This is a genomic window from Salipaludibacillus sp. CUR1, from assembly GCF_021028955.1.
Lineage (GTDB): Bacteria > Bacillota > Bacilli > Bacillales > Salisediminibacteriaceae > Salipaludibacillus.
The window spans coordinates 15675-42222 of the sequence record NZ_JAIWPE010000034.1; the positions used below are offsets into that span (position 1 = coordinate 15675).

General features: G+C 43.2%; 25 protein-coding genes and 1 other RNA gene. 3 read left to right on the forward strand and 23 right to left on the reverse strand.

The features are described from left to right. Positions 1–24 precede the first annotated feature (24 nt). The 18 genes from K8O68_RS07915 to K8O68_RS08000 all read right to left on the reverse strand — a co-directional run bounded on the left by K8O68_RS07915 (position 25) and on the right by K8O68_RS08000 (position 17713). Positions 25–1161: a THUMP domain-containing class I SAM-dependent RNA methyltransferase gene (locus tag K8O68_RS07915; protein WP_230896372.1), complete on the reverse strand. Its 1137-nt coding sequence runs from the start codon at positions 1159–1161 to the stop codon at positions 25–27. 142 nt (positions 1162–1303) lie between these two features. After that, an RNA gene (gene rnpB, locus K8O68_RS07920) (RNase P RNA component class B) lies at positions 1304–1689 on the reverse strand. A gap of 55 nt (positions 1690–1744) precedes the next feature. Continuing rightward, positions 1745–2152, reverse strand: coding sequence for a reverse transcriptase-like protein (locus tag K8O68_RS07925; protein ID WP_230896373.1), 408 nt, complete (start codon positions 2150–2152; stop codon positions 1745–1747). A 23-nt stretch (positions 2153–2175) separates the two neighbouring features. After that, on the reverse strand, positions 2176–2493 hold the full coding sequence (gene gpsB / locus K8O68_RS07930) for a cell division regulator GpsB (RefSeq protein ID WP_093054638.1): 318 nt from the start codon (positions 2491–2493) through the stop codon (positions 2176–2178). 61 nt (positions 2494–2554) lie between these two features. Then, positions 2555–3118 (reverse strand): SLOG family protein, encoded by a 564-nt coding sequence (locus K8O68_RS07935; RefSeq protein WP_230896374.1) that lies wholly within the window; start codon positions 3116–3118, stop codon positions 2555–2557. Positions 3119–3204: 86 nt separating this feature from the next. Beyond that, positions 3205–3543: a CotD family spore coat protein gene (locus tag K8O68_RS07940; protein WP_230896375.1), complete on the reverse strand. Its 339-nt coding sequence runs from the start codon at positions 3541–3543 to the stop codon at positions 3205–3207. Between the two features lie 423 nt (positions 3544–3966). Continuing rightward, positions 3967–4581 carry a 3'-5' exonuclease gene (locus K8O68_RS07945; protein ID WP_230896376.1) on the reverse strand — a complete coding sequence of 205 codons (615 nt, stop codon included), beginning with the start codon at positions 4579–4581 and terminating at the stop codon, positions 3967–3969. 121 nt (positions 4582–4702) lie between these two features. After that, the gene (locus K8O68_RS07950; protein ID WP_230896377.1) at positions 4703–6613 is read right to left on the reverse strand and encodes a DUF294 nucleotidyltransferase-like domain-containing protein; all 1911 of its coding nucleotides are present in this window, start codon (positions 6611–6613) and stop codon (positions 4703–4705) included. Positions 6614–6626: 13 nt separating this feature from the next. After that, a complete protein-coding gene (locus tag K8O68_RS07955; RefSeq protein WP_230896378.1) occupies positions 6627–7892 on the reverse strand; it encodes a ribonuclease H-like domain-containing protein in 1266 nt (421 codons plus the stop codon). A gap of 221 nt (positions 7893–8113) precedes the next feature. Next, a complete protein-coding gene (locus K8O68_RS07960; protein WP_230896379.1) occupies positions 8114–10384 on the reverse strand; it encodes a DEAD/DEAH box helicase in 2271 nt (756 codons plus the stop codon). A 142-nt stretch (positions 10385–10526) separates the two neighbouring features. Next, positions 10527–11186 carry a 3'-5' exonuclease gene (locus tag K8O68_RS07965; RefSeq protein WP_370640503.1) on the reverse strand — a complete coding sequence of 220 codons (660 nt, stop codon included), beginning with the start codon at positions 11184–11186 and terminating at the stop codon, positions 10527–10529. Between the two features lie 88 nt (positions 11187–11274). Next, a complete protein-coding gene (locus K8O68_RS07970) occupies positions 11275–13206 on the reverse strand; it encodes a DUF294 nucleotidyltransferase-like domain-containing protein (RefSeq protein ID WP_230896381.1) in 1932 nt (643 codons plus the stop codon). Then, complete coding sequence (locus tag K8O68_RS07975) at positions 13187–14848, reverse strand: sodium:solute symporter family protein (protein WP_230896382.1); 1662 nt, start codon at positions 14846–14848, stop codon at positions 13187–13189. The genes K8O68_RS07970 and K8O68_RS07975 overlap by 20 nt, the downstream gene beginning before the upstream one ends. Positions 14849–14926: 78 nt before the next feature. Then, positions 14927–15232, reverse strand: coding sequence for a DUF4212 domain-containing protein (locus K8O68_RS07980; RefSeq protein ID WP_093054620.1), 306 nt, complete (start codon positions 15230–15232; stop codon positions 14927–14929). 125 nt (positions 15233–15357) lie between these two features. Further along, positions 15358–15642: a hypothetical protein gene (locus tag K8O68_RS07985; RefSeq protein ID WP_230896383.1), complete on the reverse strand. Its 285-nt coding sequence runs from the start codon at positions 15640–15642 to the stop codon at positions 15358–15360. A gap of 22 nt (positions 15643–15664) precedes the next feature. After that, positions 15665–15847 carry a hypothetical protein gene (locus K8O68_RS07990; protein ID WP_230896384.1) on the reverse strand — a complete coding sequence of 61 codons (183 nt, stop codon included), beginning with the start codon at positions 15845–15847 and terminating at the stop codon, positions 15665–15667. Positions 15848–16302: 455 nt separating this feature from the next. Continuing rightward, complete coding sequence (locus tag K8O68_RS07995; RefSeq protein ID WP_230896385.1) at positions 16303–17058, reverse strand: STAS domain-containing protein; 756 nt, start codon at positions 17056–17058, stop codon at positions 16303–16305. After that, the gene (locus K8O68_RS08000; protein WP_230896386.1) at positions 17027–17713 is read right to left on the reverse strand and encodes a cobalamin B12-binding domain-containing protein; all 687 of its coding nucleotides are present in this window, start codon (positions 17711–17713) and stop codon (positions 17027–17029) included. Before K8O68_RS08000 ends, K8O68_RS07995 begins: the two co-directional genes overlap by 32 nt. A gap of 162 nt (positions 17714–17875) precedes the next feature. Between K8O68_RS08000 and K8O68_RS08005 the strand changes: the two genes are divergently transcribed. Beyond that, complete coding sequence (locus K8O68_RS08005; RefSeq protein ID WP_230896387.1) at positions 17876–19027, forward strand: MFS transporter; 1152 nt, start codon at positions 17876–17878, stop codon at positions 19025–19027. Here the strand turns inward: K8O68_RS08005 and K8O68_RS08010 are convergent. The 3 genes from K8O68_RS08010 to K8O68_RS08020 all read right to left on the reverse strand — a co-directional run bounded on the left by K8O68_RS08010 (position 19013) and on the right by K8O68_RS08020 (position 21410). Beyond that, a complete protein-coding gene (locus K8O68_RS08010; protein WP_230896388.1) occupies positions 19013–19951 on the reverse strand; it encodes an alpha/beta hydrolase in 939 nt (312 codons plus the stop codon). The two genes, K8O68_RS08005 and K8O68_RS08010, sit on opposite strands and share 15 nt — an antisense overlap. A 152-nt stretch (positions 19952–20103) precedes the next feature. Beyond that, entirely contained in the window at positions 20104–20631 is a 528-nt protein-coding gene (locus tag K8O68_RS08015) for a type 1 glutamine amidotransferase domain-containing protein (protein ID WP_230896394.1), read from the reverse strand. Positions 20632–20768: 137 nt separating this feature from the next. Then, on the reverse strand, positions 20769–21410 hold the full coding sequence (locus K8O68_RS08020; RefSeq protein ID WP_230896389.1) for an HD domain-containing protein: 642 nt from the start codon (positions 21408–21410) through the stop codon (positions 20769–20771). A 283-nt stretch (positions 21411–21693) separates the two neighbouring features. On the opposite strand from K8O68_RS08020, the gene K8O68_RS08025 reads away from it, so the two are divergent. After that, a complete protein-coding gene (locus K8O68_RS08025) occupies positions 21694–22707 on the forward strand; it encodes a 2-oxoacid:acceptor oxidoreductase family protein (protein WP_230896390.1) in 1014 nt (337 codons plus the stop codon). Next, positions 22707–25001, forward strand: coding sequence for a thiamine pyrophosphate-dependent enzyme (locus tag K8O68_RS08030; protein WP_230896391.1), 2295 nt, complete (start codon positions 22707–22709; stop codon positions 24999–25001). Before K8O68_RS08025 ends, K8O68_RS08030 begins: the two co-directional genes overlap by 1 nt. Positions 25002–25055: 54 nt before the next feature. Here K8O68_RS08030 and K8O68_RS08035 read toward each other — a convergent pair whose 3' ends face one another. After that, on the reverse strand, positions 25056–25826 hold the full coding sequence (locus K8O68_RS08035; protein ID WP_230896392.1) for a DUF3891 family protein: 771 nt from the start codon (positions 25824–25826) through the stop codon (positions 25056–25058). A gap of 187 nt (positions 25827–26013) precedes the next feature. Then, on the reverse strand, positions 26014–26145 hold the full coding sequence (gene yhfH / locus K8O68_RS08040) for a protein YhfH (RefSeq protein WP_230896393.1): 132 nt from the start codon (positions 26143–26145) through the stop codon (positions 26014–26016). Positions 26146–26548 lie beyond the last annotated feature (403 nt).

Consider the following 26548-nt stretch of genomic DNA (forward strand, 5'->3'; position numbering starts at 1 on the left):
AGAGAGAAAAGGTGGTAACCGAGGTTATTTTGAACCTGGGCGTTTTCCCCAGAACTGGTAAAAGTCCGTTTTTATATTTCCGTTATACAGTTTCCGTTTTTTTGTAGCTTTAGCTCCGTAAAGCTTCTCGAAATAAGGGTGAGAAGTAATGATATAAACAGACCAGGTGTCATGCGGCCTCAGTGCCCGTCCTAATTCCCGGTAAAGGTTTTCGACATACGGCTTTTCTTTCATCCGTTCACCGTAAGGAGGGTTGCCGACAACGACACCAAATTCATCTTTTGTATGAAAGTCTTTAACTTGCATTTGCTTAAAGGTGATCTGATCAGGAAAGCCGGCCTCCATCGCATTGTTTTTAGCCAGGTCAATCATTTTATGGTCGATATCTGCTCCGAGAATGTTTAACGGCTGATCGTATTTAGCCAGGTTCTCTGCTTCCTCAAGAGCATCATCCATCCATTTCTGGTCATACCAGTGCCAGTTTTCAAAAGAAAACGACCGGTTAACACCCGGCGCAATATTCTGTCCGATCATGGCCGCTTCAATTGGAAGCGTCCCTGAGCCGCAGAATGGATCGTAAAACGGCTTGTCTGCATGCCAGTTAGTTAACTGGATCATAGCTGCGGCAAGCGTTTCCTTCAATGGTGCTTCGTTGTGTAAGTATCTGTAGCCTCGTTTATGGAGACCGGTGCCGCTTGTGTCGATTGTTAAGCTGGCGGTATCTTTATGAAGTGAAATTTCAATCCGGTTCAGTGCGCCTTTTTCTTCAAACCACTGGATATTGTAGCTTTGCTTCAGGCTTTCAACAACCGCTTTTTTTACGATTGCCTGACAGTCAGGCACACTGAAAAGCTTTGATTTTACTGATCTGCCAATGACAGGGAATTCCGCGTCTGCAGACAGATAATCGGCCCATGGGAGAGCTTTAGTGTTTTCAAACAGCTCCTCAAAGCTCTCTGCTTTAAATTCCCCCACCAGTATTTTTACTCTGTCTGCAGTACGGAGCCATAAATTTGTCCGGGCAACCGCTTTTGGATGAGCTTTGAAGATAACTTTTCCATTTTCTACAGTGACATTTTCATATCCTAATTCTCGAACTTCTTTAGCCACAATCGCTTCAAGTCCCATGGCAGCGGTGGCAATTAATGTAACGGTATTCAAGGTCAAATCCTTCCCTTCTTTTTCTCGGTGTTTGTTTTACTGTATCCGCACTTAGTATACAGGATGCTCTTTTAAAAAGTAAAAACTCCACGATGAAGATGCATCGTGGAGTTAATTTAACAGTATGAAGACGCCATTTGTGTTTAGTAAGCCATGTTCTGTTCCTTCGTACTTCAAACGGGCGTCATCCCTCGTACAAAAGTGGTAATCATCTGTCTACAGAATCATATCTGTCCCCTGATCCGTTCATTTCCTTTTCAGGGGTGCCCCTACCAAATTTTGGGTTTCTCGCTCGCGGGGTTTACCTCGTTCCACTCTGTCCGTTTCCAGACAGACTACGTCACTGTGGCACTTTCAAGGCACACTTACCATATTTAGAAACTAAACGTAGGTAAGTCTCCTGCCGTTAGCCTGCAACCAGACTACCCTGACTTATGACTTCGTCAGGCACGAACACTACAATCATCTCAGATTGTGCGAGCATGGACTTTCCTCTACACTGAAACAGTGCAGCGATTACCCAAACACAAATGGATGTCGTTTAGAACAACATTTTATATGTTACCACAGTAAAGCTTATTAATCAACTGTTGTTATTTTCCATCGCTTTCTGTACACCTTTTTTAGCCAGCAGGTCAGCCTCCTTGTTTAATTTGCCTGGAATCCACTTAATAAAGGCATAATCAAACGAGTGGGCCATCTCGTGAAGGATGCTGTCCAATAAAGGTCTGAAAGACATATTCTTTACGTATTCTTTTTCTACCGCTTCAACCACTGTTTGTGAATCAGACCGTATGGAAATAATTTTAAACCCGTGATCTTTACAAATAGTTAAAGCTTTCAGGCACGCATGAAATTCAGCTTCATGATTAGACATTTCAGGAAGAGGAAACGATTGACGGATAAGATAGCCATTCCCTTTTATAAATACTCCTGCTCCAGAAGGGCCCGGATCACCGGCGCTGGCTCCATCAATATAAACTTCGATCAACCGTATGAACTCCTTTCGCCGCCTTAATCGTAAAGTTTACTGCCAAAAACATGTTTCTCCAGGTTGGACAGTCTTCTTAAAATATCATAATTGGTGTTGCCGGCGGCTGGCTGGGCCGGCGGCTGCTTTTTCGTTTGTTCGCTGAGAGTCACGGTCTCTTTTTTCAAGCGCTCATTCTCCTGCTGCAGCTCCTGAATCCTGGTTTCAAAAGCCTCGTAATCTTTTATTATATCATCAAGAAACTGGTCGACTTCATCCTGGTTGTATCCTCGCATGCTTGTTTTAAAATCTTTTTCATAAATTTCATTTTTAGTCAGCTTGGAAACTTGTTTATTATCCACAGTTGTTCACCTCATATGTACCATCATTTACCCTTTATTTTTTCAGAATAAAGCGTTCTTGTCAATTCCAGCTTCTGTCATCCAGCTCTTCCCTGATCATTTCTTCTATATCGTCGGGAGTTAAATAAATGATCGGGTAATCTTCCTGCTGCTGCTTTTTTAACGCGTAAGACAGAAAAAATTTAGGGGTTCCTTCTGTTTCCTCGTCGTATAAAACAAGAGAGGCATGGCTTTTCTGGACAATAAAGTCATTTTTAAGCCTTAATTGAGCCGGGCTGTCATACGGCCTTTTCGTAATATAATCTCTGTAATCACTCTTTTCCCAGACAGTGTCATATAATGCTTTAACTGCTTCAGGAAAACGATCTTCCTGCTCATGGAAGGGAGCCAGCGTAGCAAGCCTGAGATCCGGGTACATGCTTTTCATGTCAATGACAGCTTCTGCCGCCCACAGTTCGACGCCCGGTTGTCCGCTCGTAATGACCCATTTAATATCATATTCTTCTTTTAAACCGGCTATTTTTTTAGCCAGCGCTTTTTTTAAATACGGCAGCTGGTCGTGCTTTTCATTAAAAATTCCTATTTCATGGGGCTTATATCCTGTAACGGCCAATACGTCATACATGGTTAACCAATCCTTTCTGCGGCTTATGTCCTTCTAAAAAAGAAAGCGAATCAGCCGGAGGCCGATCCGCTTATTCTTTACGTCCCTTACCATCCGCATTTCTTTTGGTGACCCCAAGGTCCCATTTGAGCTCCAGCTACCATACCTGGTCCCATACCTGGTCCAAACGGGCCTGTAGCAGCACCTGCTACCTGGCCGGGTCCAGGGCCTGCCATTGTATGGAAGTTCTGGATTCTGTCAACTCTTGATTCAGTGTGCGGATAACTGTGCTGGAAATTATAACGGTGATTTACTACATTAGTCGTGTGTGAAGGGTGCACGACAGGGACAATATAATCACACTGGAAATTGCGAACTCGCTGTTTAGTCGGACAAACTTGTGTGCCTAACACTTGAGGTTTAGTACAATGTCTACGTCCAAACATTTGATATCCTCCTTTAATTTTAGGTTCAATATCAACGTATGTCTGCGCCCTTCAACATGTACTAGTGGATTAACCTATTTTTTTACTGAAGAAGCATAAAAGTGCTGCCGATCACTAAAAAAAATAAACATACAAACAACTTAGCCATGACTTTCTCTCCCCTGTTCAAACAATTCTTGGTTAAAAATATAATGTTCTCCAAAAAATAATATAAAGAATATTGTCTAAAATATCAATAAGTTTCTCTTATTTCGTCATAATGTAACAAATAAGTTCGCTTATTTTCCTAATTCTAAAGAAACAGCGGCCAAGATGGTCGAAAAAGCTGTTTTTCTGCGCTTACCCGGGAAATAGAGTATTAAATTTCCGGCACCGGGGGAATATTTCCTGTTAAAGAAGCCGGCAGTTGCAATAAGCTGGACTTTATTTCTTATGCGCCCCCGCCTCTTTATATTCCTTTAATGTATGTATTCCCCTGTTTTTCAATTCATCCATTAGTTTGGAAAATATTTCAGCAGTCATAAACGCATCATTTAAGGCGTGGTGTCTTAATTTATTTTCCACTTCAAGTTTAAAGATCAGCTGATCTAGCGAATTTTTTTCCTTTGGGAATATATAATTCGCCAGTTCATATGAATCTACCGCCCTTGGCAGGTAAGGAGGCAGTCCCCACCTCTTTGCCAATTCATACAGAAAGTGAACATCGAAACTGGCAGGATGGGCCACCAGGATCGTGTGGCGGGAGAAGTCGAGAAAGTTAAGCATAGCAGAAGGAAACGGTTTTCCAGATTTTATTTGTGCTGCACTCAGACCGGTCAGCTCCCTTATTTGCTTAGATGGCATTTTCACAGGGCGGACGACTTCATAAAATTGTTCAGGAAAGCTGATGTGGTTAAGATTTATTTTTACTGCACCGATTGAAATAACTTCATCGCCGATCTTTGGAAAAAAACCCGTCGTCTCCAGATCAAAAACAGTAAAAGACAGATCATGAAAAGGGACGTTCTCCAGGTCTGTCTGTTTACCAGCTCTGAGCATTTTGTCGGCCACCTGGGAAAATTGCTTTCTATTACGCAAAATCCATAAATTTTTATGGTGGTTAAACCGGTGCCAATCTAAAAGCAAATATTTAAAAATTTGCAGAACTGAAGCTTCCATATTAAATTCCCCGATTCTTTGCAAAGCTTAATTCACTCATTTGCTGAAGGCGTTTAGCGATAAACAGAGCATCTTTTAATTGCTTTTTTTCATCTTTATCCAGCTTTAAAGGCGAGATCATATTAGAGAGAGGGTCATTTTTCCGCAACTGGGATATATTTTCCATTATTCTGAAATAATGAAGATAATCCATCGCAAGCTTCGCATTCTTAACATCTCTTGGATGGAATATTTCCAGTTCCTCCAGCCTGTCCAGCCTGGCAGCGGTGCTCACTTCAGTAATTCCATAACGGATAGCAAAGATACGAACCCCATTAACGATTTGCATTAACGCTGATTTCTTCAGATCAATCGTCTTCTTCTTCCCTTTAACTGAAATCCTTCCGAGCGCGTTAATAGGGACCCGAAACCGGATCGTATCTTTCATAAGCATCGCATGCAGAATTTTGCCTTTTTTAACCGGCTCAATAATATCGTCTCTCAGCTTCTCAGCTAACGAGAAGTCTCCGTAGATTGGTCTGTAATCAATAAATATAGTGAAATCGCGAATTTCCTGGCTGTCTGCTTTTTTTACCCAGTTCACTACTTCGCTTTTCCATTCATTGATCTCTCTGCACCATTTCCTCTCTTTGGCCATAATTCCTCCTGAACATTCAGGAAACCCGCATTTTGCGAGAGCCTCGTTTACTTTGGCTGCAAAACGGTGGAAGAACTCTTCTACCTCTCTTTTATAGGAAAGGTGCTGATAGTTATCCAGAATGAGGGCATTATCCTGGTCCGTACTGAACGCCTGTTCTTTTCTTCCCTGACTCCCCATGACGACAAAGCAATAATTAACCGGGGGTTTTCCGTACCCTTCCTTAAGCATGTCCCGCAAAGCGAATTGAATGACTTTCCTGTGAATCTGGTCATTGTAATTCGAAATAAACTCACATACTTCTGATGGATGCGTCCGCTCATTTAATAAAGCTTCAGTGAACGACAGGAAATCATCATTATTTTTCGGGGAAAGGTGAGCCAGTTCCTTTACTTTTTCAGCATGCTGAAGACGGTAGGATAAATTCAAATATTTGGAATCCTGTAACTGAAGAAATGATTCAGCCATCAGAATACCTACGACACGTTCGCCGTTCATCACAGGCACCAGATCAATATAGTCATCTTTAAAAAAGGTAAGCACTTCGTAACTGAAGGCGCCTTCCTGTATCGTATGGGGCTTGTCTTCCATCCATTCAGTGACGGTCTCACTGCTTTGGCCATGGAGAAACCCCCGGATCACATGCTGCTGGGTAATAACCCCCTTTAATTCTTTCTTATCATCCAGGACGACGAGACCGGCCAAACGCTCTTCTGTCATAAGCTTTGCTGCCTCTTTTAGAGTGCGCTTCTGATGAATGGCCTTGGCGCGCTCCATGATCGAGTGTACCCTTGTCCGGAAGAGCCCGATATTCTCAGCATCCGTCACATGCCGTTCTTTTTTAATTTCATCATAGAGGGATTTCATTCTGTTGCCGATCCCGCTTAAAATAACGTTTGAAAAAGCTTCGTTTTCAGTCATAATTTTTAAAAGGATGCTTTTTTTAAACTGGACGGTTTCGCAATTTTCCAGCGCCTGGACTGAAAAATTCAACTGTCCCCCTGCAAGCAGGATCATTAAACCGATTAAATCGCCGGGGTAGTAAAAACGCACAGAGAACTGCTGTCCGTTTTCTCTGTGAAGGACATTTTTTGCCAGCCCTTTTAACAGGAAATGAACTTCTATCTCTTCATCTTCTTCATGAAAAACAAATTCATTTTCGGAGAAGGATTGCCGTTTCGACTCGTCAATTAACCGCTTGAATTGATCATCTGTCAGCAGGTCAAACGGAAAGTGCCGGCGGATCAGATCTTTATAGCTCTCATAACTGGTCATACGCTTTCCTCCTCTAAAATGCCTGCTTTTTTTCAAGCCGTTTTAAACGTTTGTTTAAATCAGCTAATTGTCTCGTATACTTTTTCTCGTTAAACCGCCCGTTTTTCTTAATATACTGATAGCCCTGTTTCGCATAATCATAGGCTTTAGCAGGATCTTTCTCATAATGTTCCGCGAGTTTCGAACGTTCGATCCACGCTTCCACGGGCGGAGAAGCCCCCTGTTTAAGAGCAAGCTCCAGGTACTTACCCGCTTTCTCCTTATCTCCCATTTTCTTATACATCACTCCAAGCTTGTAATACACTTGGGGAAAAGGAGTAGTGGTCTTATGAATAGCATGCTCATAATGTTTCTCTGCCCATTCATAAATAGAAAGTTTGTCAAACCACTCGCCCATATAATAGTGTTCCATCCCGGAAGAAGGCACGTCGTTCTCCCATATTAATTTCATTACCAGGTTTTTATACAAATGAACTAATGAACGGACGTCCTGGTCGTTATGCTCAATGACCCCTCTTAACTCATACGGATTTTTATCATTTAAATAATCAAAATATAATATAGGGGCCATACTGCCGGGAATGTCATTCGTTCTGCGAATATTTAATTTCTTTTCTTCTACTATAGACAGCCTGCAGGAAGGCAGTTCATGTTTCCATAACCTTCTCGCGCTGTGAAGCAAGTCGATATGGCCGAATTCGGGAAGCTTCGGAAGCTCTTTCCTAATAAAGCTGTGTCTGGATTTCACCTGAGGCCAATCGAAAGATTTTCCGTTGTAACTGATCAAGTAGTCATCTTCCCGGAAGTCTTCCAGAAAACCTGATAAGAAAGCAGCTTCATCTGAAGGGCTTTCCAGTAAATGCTGTGTCACTTCTATGCCTTCACTTTTCAATTTGGCGTACCCGATTAAAAAGATCACATTCCCTGCCCCTGTAGACAAGCCTGTGGTTTCCGTATCAAAAAATAGCAGCCGGTCGATCTCTTTTCCGTTAAAAGACAGCGGATGGTCCGAGAGCTCTGCTCCCCAAAACTGTTTAATCCGCTCCATATCTTTTAAGAGGTCATAATCTTGTTCAGTAGCATAAGGATAGAGGATTCGTTTCCTGTAAGACCTCTCCCCGTCAAAATAAAAAGGCTCAAATCCAATGTCTTTAAAAGCCGTTTCCATCTTATCCTGCTTTGGGGCAGGCGGCGTTTCTATTTTATCAGCAGCCGGCTCATTTTTATTTTCCAGCTGTAAATGATTTTTCATTCTCAGCAGTTTTGATTTTACACTCATGCGACTCACCTGCCTTGCAGTTGTTTCTGATTCTATAAACCTATCGTATCATAAACCGCCCCGCTGGAAGAAAAACTTGGTTTAGTGGTAGATTGTTGTTCAACACCCCTTTATGCAATAAAATCCCAGCACCATCACCTATAATACTCTTCCGGTGAACATAGGCGAGGAAGCCAAAGGTTAAAAAAGACGGGAGAATAAACTCCCGCCTTATCACACCATTAATCATAGCTTGCTGCCTGGCTCACCAGTTTCAGCACCCACTTTTTAACCTGTAAAGAAGAATCTGTCCCGCCGACGCCTACACACGACGGGCAGCCCCCTTCACACGGGCATTCCCAAACAAAATCAAGCGACTCTTTTAATATATGATTAATTTGGTTATAGACACTTTCACTCAAACCAATGCCGCCCGGATAACGGTCATAGAGAAACACAGTCGGCTTCTGGGAATGGACGGCTTTCACTTCAGGCACCGGATGCAAGTCATTTTTATCGCACATCACATGCACGCAGGCAACATGCTGAAGCACATGAGCCATCCCCATCAGAACCTGCTCGATGACATCTTCCCGTTCATCGTTAAAGGTCCCCTCTGCAAAAGTCAAGGCAATGCCGTTGGAATGAAGTTCCTGTTCAGGTAAGTGAATTGGGCCTGAACCGATATTTTCAAAGGTTTCCAGTTTAATCTTTTTAAAAATGGTAGCCATCGCCGTGACCATCACGTCTCCGTACTGGATCATATGATTTCCTGCCTGTTTTTCTTTGTCAATTTCGAGCACTTTCAGCTTTACCGCCAGATTGGCATCTGTGAAATACTCTACGTCAACTTCCCGGACGTACGCTTTCTTTTCATCCCAGTCGAGATACTCGACCTGATACTGGGTCCCTTCATGAAGGTAAATGGCTTCATCATGAAGCAGGGTGAGCGCACTGAATGTATCCATTTCCCCGATTACCCGGTGATTTTCCACTGCAGACTGGTCGATAATCACCACATTTTCCTGAGCCGCTGAGCGGAGACTGATATTATGGGCAGGAAAGGCATCATTCATCCAGAACCACTGCGTATGAGTATCGTGAAGCACCCGCTCTTCTGTTAAATAGTCAAGTATTTCCGTCACATCTTCCCCGTCAAACGTATCCCCCCGGTTAAACGGAAGCTCATAAGCGGCACATTTTAAATGATCAACTAATATAATGAGATTATTTTTGTTAATACGGGCAGTCTCCGGGGACCCTTCAAAGAAATATTCAGGGTGCTGGAATAAATACTGATCGAGTGGACTTGAATTAGCAACCATTATGACGACAGATTCATCCTGTCTTCGCCCGGCTCGTCCGGCCTGCTGCCAGCTCGAAGCGATTGATCCGGGATAGCCGTTCATGACACATACCTGAAGCTGGCCGATATCCACCCCAAGCTCCAGAGCATTCGTGCTTACGACGCCAATCGTCTCTCCGCTTCTTAAATTCCTTTCAATCTCCCGCCGCTGGTTAGGTAAATAGCCGCCCCTGTAACCGCGTATCGACCGGCGGTTTATTTCATTTTTTACCAGTTCCTGAAGATGACTGAGGATTATTTCCACTCTCACCCGGCTTCTTGCAAAGACGATCGTCTGGATCTTTTCTTTCAGAAAACGGGCAGCCAGATCATTAACCACTTTCGTACCGTTTTTACGAATATTTAATTGCTTATGGACGACAGGAGGATTGTAAAATACAAAATGTTTCCTGCCTTTAGGCGCTCCATTGTTATTAATAAGGCGCACCGGTTCCCCTAACAGCTCTTCTGAAAGTTCTTCAGGATTAGCGATCGTTGCGGAAGTGCAAATAAAAGAAGGGTTGCTGCCGTAGTAACGGCAGATCCTTTTAAGTCTTCTGATCACATTTGCCACATGGGAGCCAAAGACGCCCCGGTACGTATGCAGTTCATCTATAACTATCGTTTCCAGATTTTCAAACAGGGAGATCCATTTAGTGTGATGAGGCAGTATGGCTGAATGAAGCATATCCGGATTAGTAATGACGACGTGGCCAGCTTTTCTGACGACCTGGCGAATGTTGGCCGGTGTGTCCCCATCATACGTATAGCTGTTAATATTGACATCCATTTCATCTATAAATTCATTAAGCTCTGATTTCTGATCCTGGGCGAGCGCTTTAGTCGGAAAAATATACAAGGCTCTGCTTGAAGGATTAATCATGTGCCGCTGCAGCACCGGCAGGTTATAGCATAATGTTTTTCCGGACGCAGTCGGTGTCACAGCAGTAATATTCTCTCCGCGCATCACATGCTCGTAAGCACTCCGCTGATGCGTATATAGGTCGTTTATTAAACGATCGTTTAAAGCTTTTTTAATTTTCTCGTGCATATCTTCCGGCATAGGTGAGGTCTTAGCTTCTTCTTCAGGCACCTCATGCCAGTGGGTTACCTGGGGATCGTTTCTTAACTCCCCTATAAGCTCTGTCAGTGTCTTTTTTCCAAACATATTTTTCCCTCCCGCTCATTAACATTATAGCGAATATACGTTCTGGAAGCTATACTTCAGTTTATAAACCAGGAGCGCCAGGAACAAAGTTCTCAGCAAAAAATGCCCGTTCGTATAAGAACAGGCATCCGGTCAATCCAGTCTATAAGGAAAGAAAACTTCCATCTTTTTTCGTCACAACCATTAAATCGTTAAGTGTTGTTTTACCTTGGCTTTCTAAAAGACGCAGCAATTCGACGAATAAGTGAGCGGTAGTAAGAGCGTCCCCAACTGCGCTGTGTCTTTCATAAATATTAGTGCCAAAACTCCTGGCATAGTGTTCCAAGTCCCTCATATCCCATGAGGGGCTGATAAATCCGATTAAATCAAGGGTGTCAAAAGCAGGCGGTTCATTAAAACTGTATTTTTCCCGCTGGAGCTCTTTCTTTAACACAAGAAGATCAAAGGCTAAATAATGGCCGACCCAGCCATTGCTGCCGCATTGTTCAACGTAATGACAGAAGGCTTCGATCGCTTCAACTGCCGCAGGCGCGTCTGCCACGTCTTCCTTTTGAATACCGGTAAGTTCCGTAATTTTTTCCGGAATGGCCCGTTGCGGGTTCACGTATGTCTGGAAGATATGATCTGTGACTGAAAGGCCGTCCACGTGTACGGCGCCGATCTCGATCAGCCGGTCACCGGCCCCTACGGAAAAACCGGTCGCTTCGGTATCCATGACCGTAAATGACAGGTCACGGATAGGTGTATTAAGCGGAAGTTCACAGGCAAGTTTGTAACCTAAGCTTTTTTTCTTCCAAAACATCATAGCGGAGTCTCTCCCTCTGCATGACTAAATTATGTTGGCGGCAGAATAGCATTCTGTATCCGCCTTTTCAAGTTTCCTCTTCGGTTTACGGCATTCCATATGAAGAAGCTAATTGATTTTGCAATGACCTTATCGTTTTTAAGGCCAGCATCAATTCTTCTTTATCACGGGTTTTCATTTTGCGGAAATAAATTTTACTCGACGCTTTCTCTCCTTGCAAATGGGCTTTCCATGCCTGGGAAACACGGATGTGAAGAATGACTTCATAAGCAAACTGGAGTTCATCGGCAAACTTCTCACTAAACACTTTTTCTTCGGTTAACCGCTCTATTTGCTGTTTAGGCGTCCCCTCAATCATCCCGTATTTAGCACTTAGGATTTGCAGGGAATGGTGAAATGGAAATAGAACATTCAACTTTATATCAATCGTCTCTTTCTTCATCCTGAATAAGGCGCGGATAGGCTGATCAAGCGTGGGGACAGGATTTTGTTTTTCTTCTTCGGCTGCCCTGTATAGAAAAATCCGCGACTTTTCGAGCTGGTCGGCAACCAGTCCGGTGAAACGGTCATGGAGCCGTTCATCCCCGTACAAAAAGCGGAATGATAAAAAATTGTGCCCCAGCAGAATGTTTTCATTAGTTGCCCGCAGCCCCCAGGACCGAAGGCGTTTTTTCCAAGCCGACAGATTACCGCGCCACGCTGGAAAACTGGCCATCATTCCTCCATCACACAACTTATAGCCGGCATGTTCCATCCAGGAGGTAATTTTTTCTCCCAATGTTTTAAAATAAGTGTCAACTTTCTCTTCTCCGCCTTCTTCCGGGTCGTCATAAACGAGAAAGTGGTCCTGATCCGTTAATAGAAACTGCTCTCTGCGTCCCGCGCTTCCCATTAGAAAAAAGGCAAAAGCGACCGGGGCTTCTCCATGTTCTTTCCTTACTTCTTCTGCAGCCATTTCCACACAATGGTAGACAAGTCTGTCATAAAGCGTCGTTATCGCCTCCATAATGTGAAAGGCAGGCATGCCATCTTGTATGAGATTACCAAGTACACTGTAAATCGCATGTTTTACATCAGGCAGGGTTTCAGCGTTTGATGATTCAATTTCCTGGATGATATTAAACTGTCCCCGATTCTTTTTTCTAAGAAGGTCTGACAAAGTAACCATACCGACTGGCCGCCTATTGTCATCTACTACCGGCAAGTGTTTCACGCGATGAGTGAGAAAACTGGACATAGCCTCATAATAGTAGGCATGCCGGTGAATGGTCACAAGCTCGAGTGTCGCTGTTTCTCCCGCTGTTTTCGTTTTGCCTGCGCCAGCAGAAACGACCCGCTGGACAAGGTCTTTTTCAGTAATAATTCCAAGAAGTTCTTCTTCTTTACCTGTTACTAGAATTGAACTCGTTCCCGCTTCCACCATCGTCCGTGCCACTTCATCCACCGGGGTGTCCTGATTAATGGTTAATGCCGGCTCGTTCATCAGATCCTGGGCGCGACGGATGAACGGGTCGCTTTCCCCCCACTGGTTAGCCAGTTTAACTTGTTCAGCAAGCGATGAATAAATCTCCCTGAGCCTGACAGCTACCTGGCGGAGGACATACTCTCTGACGTCTTCGTCATGCCACCTTGATTCAAGAACCTCATAAGGAATATGGAGGCATACCGACGGGCCAAGGGAATGGACCTCGACAGTCACTGAGTCTTCATGCGGATTTGGTTCGCCCAGAAAATCAGCGAGACTTGAAAAACCGACCATTTCACCGGCCTCCAGCACTTCGAGCACTTCCCTGTTTTCACGGCTTGTCCCTGTCTGCACACATACTTCCGTAATCCCTTCCAGAATAAGCAGCAGCCCTTCCCGGGGCGACTTCGAATAAAGCACTTTCTCATTTTTCCGATAAGCTTTTAAGTCACACCGGTCCAGTAACGACCGAAATTCAGCGGCACTTGCGCCGCTGAAAATCGGATGGTTCTCGATCATATTCATAAATTCTTTATTTTCCTGAAGTGTCATCGAGCCATACCTGCCCTTCTTCATAAGACATCTGCTCCGGATACCTTAAATTAATGGCTTCATCTTTTAAACGCTGAGAAGGCTGTTCAGTCATAAGTGAAACAACTATTACGAGAATAAAGTTAACAGTGACACCGAAAACGCCTGCACCTGTGTCGCCGATTCCAAAAAGTATAAACCCGTTCATAGCGAGGAAGATATAGGTCAGCGTAGTCGTTAATCCGCCAAGCATTCCGGCAATCGCCCCTTTGGCATTAATCCGTGTCCACCAAACGCCAAGAAAAAGAACAGGGAAGAACGTTCCTCCGGCAATAGCGAATGCCCACGCGACGATCTGGGTTATCACTCCCGGCGGGTCAAGCGCAAGTAAACCGGCTACAATCGTCGCAGCAAAGATAGCTATCCGGCCCGCTCTCAGGCGTGTACTGTCTGTGGCATTCGGGTTAACAAGCCGGTAGTAAATATCGTGTGCAAATGAGGATGAAACAGTAATCAGAAGGCCGCCTGCTGTCGATAAAGCCGCTGCCATCGCGCCGGCAGCGATCATTCCGATAACAAAGGTACCAAGGTTGGCAATCTCAGGGGTCGCCATCACTACAATATCAGCGTGAATGATAAGGTCTTCCCACATGAGTACTCCTTGTTCCCCTGAGGCCGTAACTTCCAGCAAACCCGTATTGAGCCACGGCTCAGTCCAGGCAGGCAAATCATCAAGCGGCTGGCCCACGACATCGTTCATAATGACAAATCTTGAAAATGCTGCATATACCGGTGCTGATAAATAAAGAATTCCTATAAAAAACAGGGCCCAGGCACCGCTCCACCGGGCAGCTTTCATGGTAGCTACCGTATAGAAACGGACAATAACATGAGGAAGTGCGGCTGTCCCGATCATTAATGTAAACAATAAAGCTAGAAACTGGGCGCGGCTCCCTTCATCAAACGGTGCAAAATACTCTGATAAACCCAGTTCCCTGTCTATTGCCCCCAGTTCTTCAACCACATTTCCGTAAGTCAGCCAGGGAAGCGGATTCCCGGTTATCTGAAGGGACATAAATACAATAGGAATAACATAGGCGGTAATTAAAATAAGATATTGGGCAACCTGTGTCCAGGTTACTCCTTTCATCCCGCCAAGGGTCGCATACACGGCGATAATCGCTACCCCGATTAACACCCCGACCCATGAAGGAATGCTGAGCAGCCGTCCAATAACCACACCTGATCCGGACAACTGTCCGATTAAGTAAGTGAAACTGATGATAATCGTCGCAATTGCACCGATTAACCTTGCAAAGTTACTGTCAAACCGGTCCCCGATAAATTCAGGAACGGTAAAACGCCCATATTTTCTGAGCTGCGGAGCTAACAGAAACGTAAGCAGCAAATATCCTCCTGTCCAGCCCATAATATAGGCCAGGCCGTCATACCCAAGCAGCATGACCGTACCGGCCATCCCGATAAATGAAGCCGCACTCATCCAGTCGCCGCCTATGGCCATACCATTCCAGAAAGCGGGAACCCCCCGGCTTGCTACGTAAAAATCAGATGTGGCTTTTGCACGGTGGTAAATTGAAATACCAATGTAAAGAGCAAATGTTAAAATTATCAGCGTGAGTGAAACTAAGGCTTGTTGATCCATCTAATAGGTTCCCCCTTGTAAATTCAACCATCGTGTTCACCTTTTTATTCTCTGGCAAAACCTAAGTGGCTTGACTTTTTAATGGTCTGTCCCGGTTTTGCTGATCTGTTCGTTTCGTGACTCGTCGATTCCGAACTTTTTGTCTACTCTGTCGTTTATAACAGCATTTAAAAAGAGGAGAACAATAAACGTTACCACAGCCCCCTGGGCTCCCATATAATAATGCGCCGGCATTCCCATTATATAGACGCCGCTCTCGTTTATTTGCTCCGCAAAAAATACGACTCCGAAGGATACAAGAAAACCAATGAATAAAAAAATGGCGATCATTGTCACCCGTGTTTTAAAATACTTATCAGCTACTTCCTTTTTGACCTTTTTCACGTGCCAAACCCTCCTTTTTCAATAAGTTTTCGCATCCTGCTGAGTGTTTGTATGACTTTCTCTCTTATCTCTTCACTTAGAACCCTCCTTTACCGTAGTAAACGCTTTCATTTTTACCCGTTTGTTCAGTGCGCCCGGTTGGCAGCGGGATTTCCCTGTGAATGTGCTTTGCATTCTCTGCAAATAATAAGCGGCGCTTTTCTGTCAGCTATCATTTTGTTCATCCAAATCAGTCCGGGAATAAACAGCAGAAAGACCGGGTGGAACATAACTGCAATCACTGCTGAAACGATAACGGGCAGAACTGTCATCATAATCATATACCTGGCTTTTGAAATAACGATCATGTTCGGGCTGTTACAGGAGGGACAGAAGAGAGTCCGGCGATTCTTTTCTTTAGCTGAAGACATTTAACATCCCTCCCTTAAACAGCTACCTTAAATCAAAAATGAACCGTACGGTTTCCATAAAAGGCATAGGAACCATAGCTATCTGAATAACTAAATAAACCCCCATCGCAAGAAAAGGCAGGGTTAGTAAAGCCGGTTTTCTAAATTTGATCGTAAGCGCGATTGTGGCTGCAGCAAATATCCAGAAAATAATGAGAGCGGCCATTCAAATTCCTCCTTGTATCATTTTTCCTGTTACCCTTTCGGTGCTGGAAGGACTTTGACATATTATATAGCTGTCTGTTATTGAACAGTACTGATATTTTTGGTCCTTCACAAGGAAGTACTTTTAAAATCAGTAAACTCCATCTGAAAACGCCCTGACATTCAACTTTTAAGCAACCGAAATGGCCTGTTTAAGCTGTGTGAAATCATATGTAACAGAAAGTTTTGCTATCACATTATTTCAAATTTTCAGACAAATTGTCAATATATTTTTGTAAGCCTGTAGTTTTTCCCTATATACCCTAAGTGAAAATGTGCTCATTTTCATAACGGGAATCCGCTGTTATAGGGCAGTAAAAAAGACCCCGGCACCCGCCGGGGTCTTTTTCAGCACTTTAGCCTCATTTATTTACTAACTAAGCCGAGTCTTATACAAAATCTGTTAGATAGCCTTTTTTAAAGGTATTCCTTCACAAGCCATTTTTTTATAGACACTTTAGCGTTCCTCTCAAAATCAAGTTCCAATTCAGTACGGTAAGGTTTGAGTACTCTTGCCTGAGCCGGTGAAAGACCAATTACAACAACGTCCATTCCCATCTGCTTAAATACCAGCACCATGTCTTTTAATTGCAGGACACCGCTGTCTTCCACTACTCCAACTCCTGTAAAATCCACCAGCACTCTTTCAGGTTTATTATCGTAAGCTTTTTGAATAGCATTATCCTGTATGGCTTTAATCTTTTCTTCAGATAAATCTCCAAATATCGGCAACAGAGCCAGTGTATCACTCAATTCTATATAAGGCCCTGAAAGCCTGTTTGTTCGGTCCATTGCAGAAGATAACTGTTCTTTCTTTTCATAGAGTTCGAAATTTGTTTCAGAGAGCCTCTTCTGTAAGTCTTCAAGCTGCTTATGGACAAGATGGTAGTCCTGATTAGCCGGAACAAAAACGCAAAACGCTTCCGAACCCTTCCATTGGGCAAACACTTTAAAAAGTTCCAACGGCTCCTGTTTTGTTTTGGCGTTAATTTCAAAGGTGAGGGCTGCGTCCCCGTTTATAAGACAGTTTTTTAATTTAGTATGGCTGTCCCGGTCAATAATCTGGTAGAGGCTTTCAGTTTCCGGAAAAAAGTCAGCGGCTGTTCCTGTGAACTCGAGTATATTAAATTCTTTATCTATTTTAAATAATGGAAGTGGTATCTTTGTCTCCATCCAAGTCATCCCGCCTGTTTTCAGTATATTGATTAAACCAGTGATCCAGTTCCTCCAGGTTTTGTATAAATGTCGTGTTGGGGGGACCGATCGACGAAAAATCGTACTGGTTCATTAATCGGCCGCCTACCAGGATTTCAGGCTCGTAGTCCAGTTCACTGAATTTTTTTAAATAGGAAGTCAGGCCGTTTGCCCTGTGTACGATAGAAAACGACAGCCCTATGACGCCGGGTTTCCACTGTACTATTTCATTCATCACATGGTCAACCGGCAAATTAGACTGGTAATATTTAACGTTCCACTGTTTTTCCCTGAATAAAATAGATACCATTTTCATGCCAAGGTAATGATGTTCATCTTCCACTGTGAAGAACAGGGCCTTCGGGGTTGCTTCCGGTGCAGGAGAATACCTTACCAGATCGTGTTCTGTCTGCGTGAGGACGAAATCACAGACGGCCGTTGCCAGATGCTCCTGGGCGACTGAAATCTCATTCGCCTGCCATCTGCGACCTATTTCGTACATCGCCGGGGTGATCAGTTTATTATATATATAGAACCTTGTGTAATTATCCCGCCACTTATTAACAATGCTCAGCGACTTTGCATGATCCCCTTGAAGCAAAGCATCTGTAAAATTATTTATGGTTAGTTTCAAATTATGCTCACCCTTTATGCAAAAGACCGTTTAACAATTGCCGGTCTGAGGAATATAACCTTTATTTTAACACACTTCCCAACCTCTGTCCTATCTGGAAACTTTACGTACCTTTTTCACTCATTGTATAGTAAAGGTGGGAAAGTGAGGAAGGAGAGCACCATGACTAAACTTTTATATATTATTATCGCTGTAGCATTTCTGGATACCTTTATTCAATTACCTATCATTACACCATACGCCCAGGAACTCGGGGCTTCCCATATGCTGACAGGCGCCATCATTGCAGTTTATTCATTATCCAATATGGCTGGAAACATAGTCGCTGGCCATTGGATTGACCGGGTAGGCCGTAAAAAAATCCTTCTGGCCGGGATGGCTTCAGCTGCCTTAATTCTTTTATTCTATCCCCTGGCCCAAACAGGAAGCCACCTCTTTTTCATACGGCTGCTTCACGGCTTAGCGGGCGGGGCTCTTATACCTGCAGCTTTCGCTTACATAGGAGACCGGACGAGTGAAGGACGCAGGGGAAAAACAATGGCTTATACGGGAGCCTGTATAGGAAGCGCCGCGATTGTCGGTCCGGCTTTGGGGGGTATTATAGCTGCCAGAGCCTCAGTTGAATATGTATTTATTCTTGTATCTGTCCTGTTTATTATCACGTTTTTACTTATCATTAAATTTGTTAACGAATCGTTTTCAAGCCCGGACCGTGGAAAAATATTAATAAGCGATTTCATACGGCTTATTAAGCAGCCTGTACTTATTCAAGCCAGTTTAGCTGCTTTTGCCCTGATGGTCAGCAATGGTACTCTTGCTTTTGCACTTCCTTTAAAAGTGGCGTCATTAAATCTTGATGCCTCGGCTACAGGTTTGCTGTTAAGCACCTTTGGCCTGGTGGCTCTCCTTGTCTTTTTAACTCCTGCAAACAAAATATTCGAGCGTTATGAGCCGGCTCATTTAATATTGACCGGGCTTGTACTGATCAGTGTGTCTCTTATAATGTTAAGTTTACTTGAATTGACAAGCCTTATAGTTTTGTCAATGGTCGTTTACGGGGCAGGTTTTTCATTCACCTTCCCATCTATGAACCGTATGGTAGCTGATATGTCTACTGTGAAGGACCGGGGAAAAGCTTATGGAATATTTTATGCTGCATTCTCTTTAGGTGTCGTGTCCGGGTCGTTTATCGCTGGAACTGTCGCTGAACTATTAGGTTTCCCTTTTCTTGTAAGTGCAGGTTTAATGCTTTCAGCCGGAGCCGTCTTATATTTTATTTCCAGTAAAAAATCCAAGAAATCATCTCCTGCTTAAAAAGGAAAGGATTCTCTTGTGTACAAGGTTCCGTATTCCCTCCCGTTCATTTAACAGCTGGTGCCTGCCTCCAGGAAAGTAAACGACCTGGATGCGGGTACATTTTTTAAAATAAAACGCTACATTCTCTTTCCAGTCGACGGTCGTATCTTTTTCCCCCTGGAGAAAATACACAGGGATGTTAAGAACAGGACAGGTTACAATCTCTTGCTGCCATTTTTCCATTGCCGTTAACCAGTCAGATTTCAGCCATTGAACCTGGAGAGGATCATTCTTTATAAAAGACTGATATAAATGGTCATTAGAGTTTTTCTTGAAACGCCTCTTTTGTTTACGAAATAATCTCCCCATCATTTTGAGTGAGCCTTTAACCAGATTCCACTGGTAAGGGTGATACAGAGGAGCCACTAAAACCAGTTTCTCAAGCCTGATCTTTTCTTCAGAGGCAGCGTGAAATAAAATGGCTCCTCCGGTACTATGCCCAAGTCCAATAATCCGTTCCTTTTTAAGCGTCGTCGATATTAGCTCGTAGCCGCCTCTTACCGCTTGTATGTATTCTTCGAAGGAAGCCACGGTACCTGATTCTCCCTGGGAAAATCCGTGCCCCGGCAAATCCAAAGTGACCACTTCATAACCATGAGCCAGCAAATAATTAACAGTTCTGCTCATCCCTCCGGTGTGATCGAGGTAGCCATGTACAAAATAGACCGTTCCTTTGGATTCTTTTTTTAAAAAAGCCTGAATAAATATTTTTTTATCCCCAGCTTTAAATGTCCCGCATCGGTATGTATTAAAGGAAGGAAGATCAAAGGAGTAATAGGCTAAATATTTCTGGAGAGCAGGGCTCGACAGGTGAGGGTTATTAACTTGAAAATCCAGTTCTTCCTTTTCCATATCCTTTACCCAAGACACGTTTTCCTGCATATGCCACATCCCCCTTTCAGTAAATTACAGCTTTTGATCCCTTTTATTTTAACCTTTAACAGCAGGATGTAAAAATAAATACAAAAGAAGACAGCCATCCGCCTGTCTTCTTTCTGCAAAACGCCGAAATAATAATTGATGATACTTTCCTTTTAAGCCTGTTTCTCCAGTGCTTCCACAAGAGCTCTTCCGTAAGCAGGCAGATCAGGTGGACGGCGGCTTGAAACGAGATGGCCGTCAACCACGACTTCCTCATTATGCCACTCAGCGCCTGCATTTACCATATCATCCTTAATCCCCGGCGTACTTGTTACATTTTTTCCTTTGAGAATATCTGCTGAAATAAGCACCCAGCCGGCATGGCAGATTTGGCCAATGACTTTTTTATGCTGGTTCATATAGGTTACCATATCTAGGACTTCATCATATCTTCTTAATTTATCAGGGGCCCATCCGCCAGGAACGAGAATAGCCGAGTATTCCTCAATAGTAATGTTTTCAAAAGAGTAATCGGCTGTCACAGGAACCCCGTTTTTTCCTGTATACGTGGCTCCTCCTTCTTTACCTGCTATATGAGCGATTACTCCTTCTTCCTGCAGCCGGTAATGAGGATAGAGCAACTCAGAATCTTCGAATTCATCTTCCACCACTGTCAGTACTTTCATCCCTTTTAATTTCATTAAGACACCTTCTTTCTTTAAGTCTGGATACACTCGTCACGTTCCCCTTTTTATTTTGTTTCAATCTTTCTTTTATAAGTCTTACGGTTCCCACCTGCAGGAGCCTGATTCAATGAAAAACAAATCTGAAAGGAACGTTATTTTTTTCCTTCCCACTCAGAATAAAACTGGTTTAAAAAGTCTTCCATATACAGATGCCTGGCTTTAGCCAATTCTTTTCCTGTGTCAGTTTTCATCTGAGAAGAAAGCTTTAACAGCTTTTCATAAAAATGATTAACGGCAGTAGAGCGCTCGTCCCGGTATTCTTCTTTAGTCATTTGATCACGCGCCCGTTCGCCAGGGATATGCATCGCATCCCCTCTGTTGCCTGCAAACATAAAGCAGCGCGCGATTCCTATAGCGCCTAATGCATCGAGGCGGTCTGCATCCTGAACCACTTCCCCTTCAAGCGTTTCCGGGGCTTTGTTATTCCCTCCTTTAAAAGACACGGTGTCAATAACACCCATTATTTCTTCTCTATCCGTTTTTTGCACGTTTTGGCCCTTTAGCCATTGTTCTACAAATAGCCTGCCCGACTCTTCATCAGAGTGGAATTTATCATCGCCTGCATCATGCAGCAGCGCAGCGAGTTCACAAAACTGGCTGTCGGCCCCTTCCTTCTCAGCAATCACTTTTGCCAAATGCCTTACACGATCTGTATGGTACCAGTCGTGCCCTGTGGAATCTTCCGAGAATAATTGTTTTACCCATGCTTCTGCGTTTAAAATGACTTCTTTCATGCGCGGCCTCCCTGCAAAGTGAATATTCATAATTTGCCATAATTATTTATTCTACCAAATTCTCTGTATCAATCTGTACTAATTAAGGTAATTATCTGTTATACAAAAATAACCTATGTGAAACACAGAACAATAAAGGGATTTTCTAATTATATTAAAAGTGTTCTATTTTATAAATTTAAACATTCTGTGAAAGTGTGACTTAGATCATATCTTTATATGCGTATGTTTTCTATACTGTCACTAAGGGAGTTAGTCAATATCTTTGAAAGGGGAATAAATTATGTCTGTTTTACCGCAAAAGAATGACCTTGGCTTTTTTGAAATTCGCCTGGAATCTATCGGCGGACTTGGTGCTAACCTCGCGGGGAAGATGTTAGCTGAAGCTGGGGTAGACGGGTTAGGGCTTAACGGCTCAAACTTCTCATCTTACGGTTCTGAAAAAAAGGGGTCTCCTGTTAAATCGTTTGTCCGGTTTTGTGATCCTGAAGTTGAAATCAGAGACCACTCACCTATCGAACAGCCGCATGTCATTGGGGTTTTTCATGAAGCCCTTTATAAAATGGTTGATGTTGTAAGCGGTTTGAATGCCGGCGGCGTTGTCCTCGTAAATACTAAAAGTGATTTTGACGTTATTAAAAACGATTTAAATCTGGAATATGGTACGCTGGCTGCTGTGGATGCTTTAAAAATTGCCCATGAGGAAAAAACAAAAGTTAACACAGCCATGCTCGGTGCTCTATTCCGTATTCTTGATTTTTTAGATGCAGACCATATGAGAAATGTGATTAAAAAAACATTTGAAAAAAAATACCCTCACCTTGTGGAACCGAACATCCGGACATTTAACCGCGGTTATGAGGAAGTTCAGTTTAAAACATATGAGGTGCCTGACGATGCTAAAAGTAAAGAATTTTCCAGAATCCAGCCCCGCCTCGGTTACGAAACCCAGGAAATCGGCGGTGTGATTGCAGCTCAGGCCAACAGTATCCAGAAAGATTTAAGCGGTTCACGCATTGGATTCCTGCCAGAATATAAGTCAGACAGCTGTATCCATTGTGCAGCCTGCGATACTGTCTGCCCCGACTATTGTTTTGTATGGGAGCAGGGAGAAGATAAACGCGGCCGTCCGCAAATGTTCCTTAAAGGGATTGACTACCAATACTGTAAAGGATGTCTGAAATGCGTAGATGCCTGCCCGACAGATGCTCTCGCTGATATGGAAGAAGTAAAGGGATATGCCGAAGCTCACCGGGTCAGTCAAAACTTCCCGCTTGTAACAGGAGGGGTTAAATAATGGCGATGACAGAGAAAAATATTCAGAAACAGTCAGACGCTGTGCAAATTTCAACGTTTGAATCAGGCAATGAAATGGCTGCAATGGCTGCCGCGCAAATTAATTATCACATAATGGGCTATTTCCCTATTACACCTTCAACAGAAGTTGCCCAGTATTTAGATATGATGAAATCGAAAGGCATGCATGATATCGAGCTAATTGCCGCTGATGGAGAACACGGCTCTGCGGGAATCTGTTTCGGTGCTGCCGCTGCAGGGGCCCGGGTGTTTAATGCCACAAGCGCCAACGGCTTTTTATACATGATTGAACAATTGCCTGTCCAGTCCGGACTCCGTTTTCCAATGGTTATGAATCTTGTGACCAGAGCGGTAAGCGGACCTCTCGACATCCGCGGCGATCACTCTGATTTATATTACGGCTTAAACACTGGATGGGTTATTCTGACTGCCCGCACGCCTCAGGCCGTTTACGATATGAATATTATGGCTCTTAAACTTTCAGAGCATAAAGACGTCAGGCTGCCTGTTCTTGTAGCATACGATGGCTTCTATACGTCACACCAGAAGCGGAAAGTCGATCTGTTCAGAGACAGGGAAACGGTACAGGAATTCATTGGAGAGGTACCTTCCGGTTATCCGAATGCGATAGACAAAGAAAACCCTGTCACTATCGGAGCGCATATGAATGGTGACGACTTAATGAATAACCATTACCAGCAGTCTAAAGCACTCTATAAAGCTTATGATGTTTATAAAGATATTGCTGCAGAATATGAAGCACTTTCCGGAAGAAAATACGATATCCTTGATAATTACGGAATGGAAGATGCTGAAGTTGCCTTATTCCTTTTAAACTCCGCTGCTGAATCCTCTAAAGACGTAGTGGACCGGTTACGGGCTAAAGGAATAAAAGCGGGCGTGATCAGCCCTAATATTATCAGGCCGTTCCCTGCAAAAGAGATACGAAAATCATTAAAAAATGTTAAAGCTGTCCTTGTTGGTGAACGGGCAGATTCCTACGGCGCTAAAGGTGCTAATCTCACGCACGAATTAAAATCCGCTCTTCAGGAAGACCCTGATAATCGTACTCTGGTATTGAGCAGAGTATTCGGATTGGGCGGAAAAGACTTTTACGCGGATGACGCGGAAGCATTGTTTGATATGGCGATTGAGGCGGCAGAGTCCGGAGTAATTGCTGAACCATTTGATTATTACGGCATCCAGCCGGGTGAGCCGGAAAAGAAGCTCGAACAAGTGATCGAACCGATGACAGGTGACACGTATAAAACCGGTTTAATTAAGGTGACTGAAGATGAAGAAACGAATAAATTAAAAGTCAGAATTCCTCCACTCCGCCAGCTGACAGCAAAGCCTAAGAGGTTTGCATCAGGCCACGGCGCCTGTCCCGGCTGCGGCATCTTCCCTGGTCTGGAACTTTTCTTTAAAGGGATTGAAGGGGATGCTGTCATTTTATTTCATACCGGTTGCGGATACGTCGTAACTACCGCTTATCCTTACAGTTCCCATAAGCAGCCGTTTCTTCATAACTTGTTCCAGAACGGCCCTGCTACTCTGTCGGGTACAGTAGAAGCGTTCTTTGAAATGAAAGAACGGGGAGAAATCGATATAGACGATGATTTTACCTTTGTCATGGTTACCGGCGACGGCGGCATGGACATTGGTATGGGCTCTGCCATCGGGACGGCTCTTAGAAACCATAAAATGATCATTTTAGAATATGATAACGAAGGCTATATGAATACCGGTTCGCAAATGTCCTATTCGACGCCTTTAGGCCATATGACCAGTACCACTTCCGTCGGCAAGGAAAAACAGGGAAAAGCCTTCCACCACAAAGATACCGCGCAGATTATGGCTTCGACAAATATACCTTATGTGTTTACCGGAACGGAAGCTTACCCGCAAGACCTTATTAAGAAGGCGGCGAAAGCTCAATGGTACGCACAGAATGAAGGAATGGCCTACGGTAAAATTCTTATTACCTGCCCGCTAAACTGGAAATCTGCAGACCGTGACGGCGAGAAAATAATGAAAGCAGCCGTGGAATCATGTTTCTTCCCTCTCTATGAAGTGGAACGCGGTGAAACCGCTATTACGTATAACCCAGAAGCAAAAAAGAAGCGCATTGAACTTTCTGAGTGGCTCAGATATATGGGCAAGACGAAACACATGCTTAAAGAAGAAAACAAAGGGATGCTGCAGGAGTTCGAGAATGAAGTGGAACGCCGGTGGATGACTCTCAAAGCGAAACACGACACCCCATATGTATAATATTTTTAAATCCGCACTTCCGGTTCGTCATTGAGACCGGGGTGCGGATTTTAGTTATAATGTAAATGAGACAGGATGATAGGCATAAGGAGTTTCTCTATAGAGCTGCTGAAGATTATCGTTTCTGATGTCTTTGATATTCAGCCGTTTATAAGGGATAGACATATACACCCGTTCCGCGGTGAAAGGATAAGGATCAAGTTTAACTTCTGTTTCTGAGACCCACCGGGCATAAAATCGTCTGCTATTAAAGGGAGTAAGTTTTTGCGGAAAACCATCGCGGAACCACTGCACCTCTTTCTCTTTACCTGCTCCCCACTCATTCATACATACATAAAGAGATAAATTATCACATAGCTGCAAAAGATCAAAGTGAAACTCCTCTTCTTCCTCTGACAAGTTTAATTCACGAAAGGCGGCTGCCTGTTTTAACTTTTCCTGTCTCTCTTTCTCTTCTTCCATAAATTCATTACCCAGTATATCCTTTTTTCCTTTAAAAAAACTGGCATAGTGCCGGCTGATCAGGTAACCGGCATATATATCTTCTTCAACTAATTGACTGACTCCATCTTTGTAAGCCTTAAGTTTTTTTCTCAGGGGATAATTGATGAATGAAGCAAGGTCATTTTCTTTCAGAAACACCGGTTTGCGGTCTAAAGGAATCCAGCTTCGGTCATGGTTTGTGACAGCATATTCAACGGAAGACTTTAAATCAGGCCTCAGGAAAGCATTTCTGTTCCAATGGTAAACAAACTGACCCGAAATCAGCGCGTGTTCGTGTTGTTCGATTAATATAGCCTCATCATTATTTTCCCGTATGATCATCAGCCTCGCTCCTTTCGTTTTAAATTTACCTTTAATAAAATGTCATTAAACCTTATCTTCTACTCATATTTTATGTCACTGTTCCATGCCCATGCACTTAGCATACTATTGGACAAACAGGATCCGGAAGGGATACAGGCACAAAAAAACCGCTTTCTTTTAAGAAAGCGGCCGCCGGTTATCATTTTTAGTAAATTTTTGATTCACATTGGGTACATTCATTTGAATAACTTTCATGCATTTCTTCAATCTTATCCCCGCATTTTGCACACTCTTTCGGAGGCAGATTTCTAAAAAATTCAGTACTTTGCATTAACATAACAGGTTCCTCCCTTTCACATTATTATTAAACAACGATTCTTTTTATTAAATTTGAGTAAATTCATTGTACTATAACAATAATAATAATACAATACCCTGTTTTAAAACAATTTTATTTTTTTATTGTAAAATGGTGAATATACTGTTGTGAAGAGGCTTTAATTTACTATTTTTATTTTATTTTATTCAGAGGTGTTACAATTCGTGCAGATTTCACGCTCTATATTATATAACAGACGTTTCCAGTAAATGGGGGGGTCTGACCCATAACGATTGCACGCAAGTAAAATAAATACACTAATGTTAATATATGTAAACAATATTTTGGGTTAATTTTAAAAAAAGGCGGACGAGGCATATAACGACCTTGTTCCCTTTTTTTTCCTATTTAGCTTTCACCC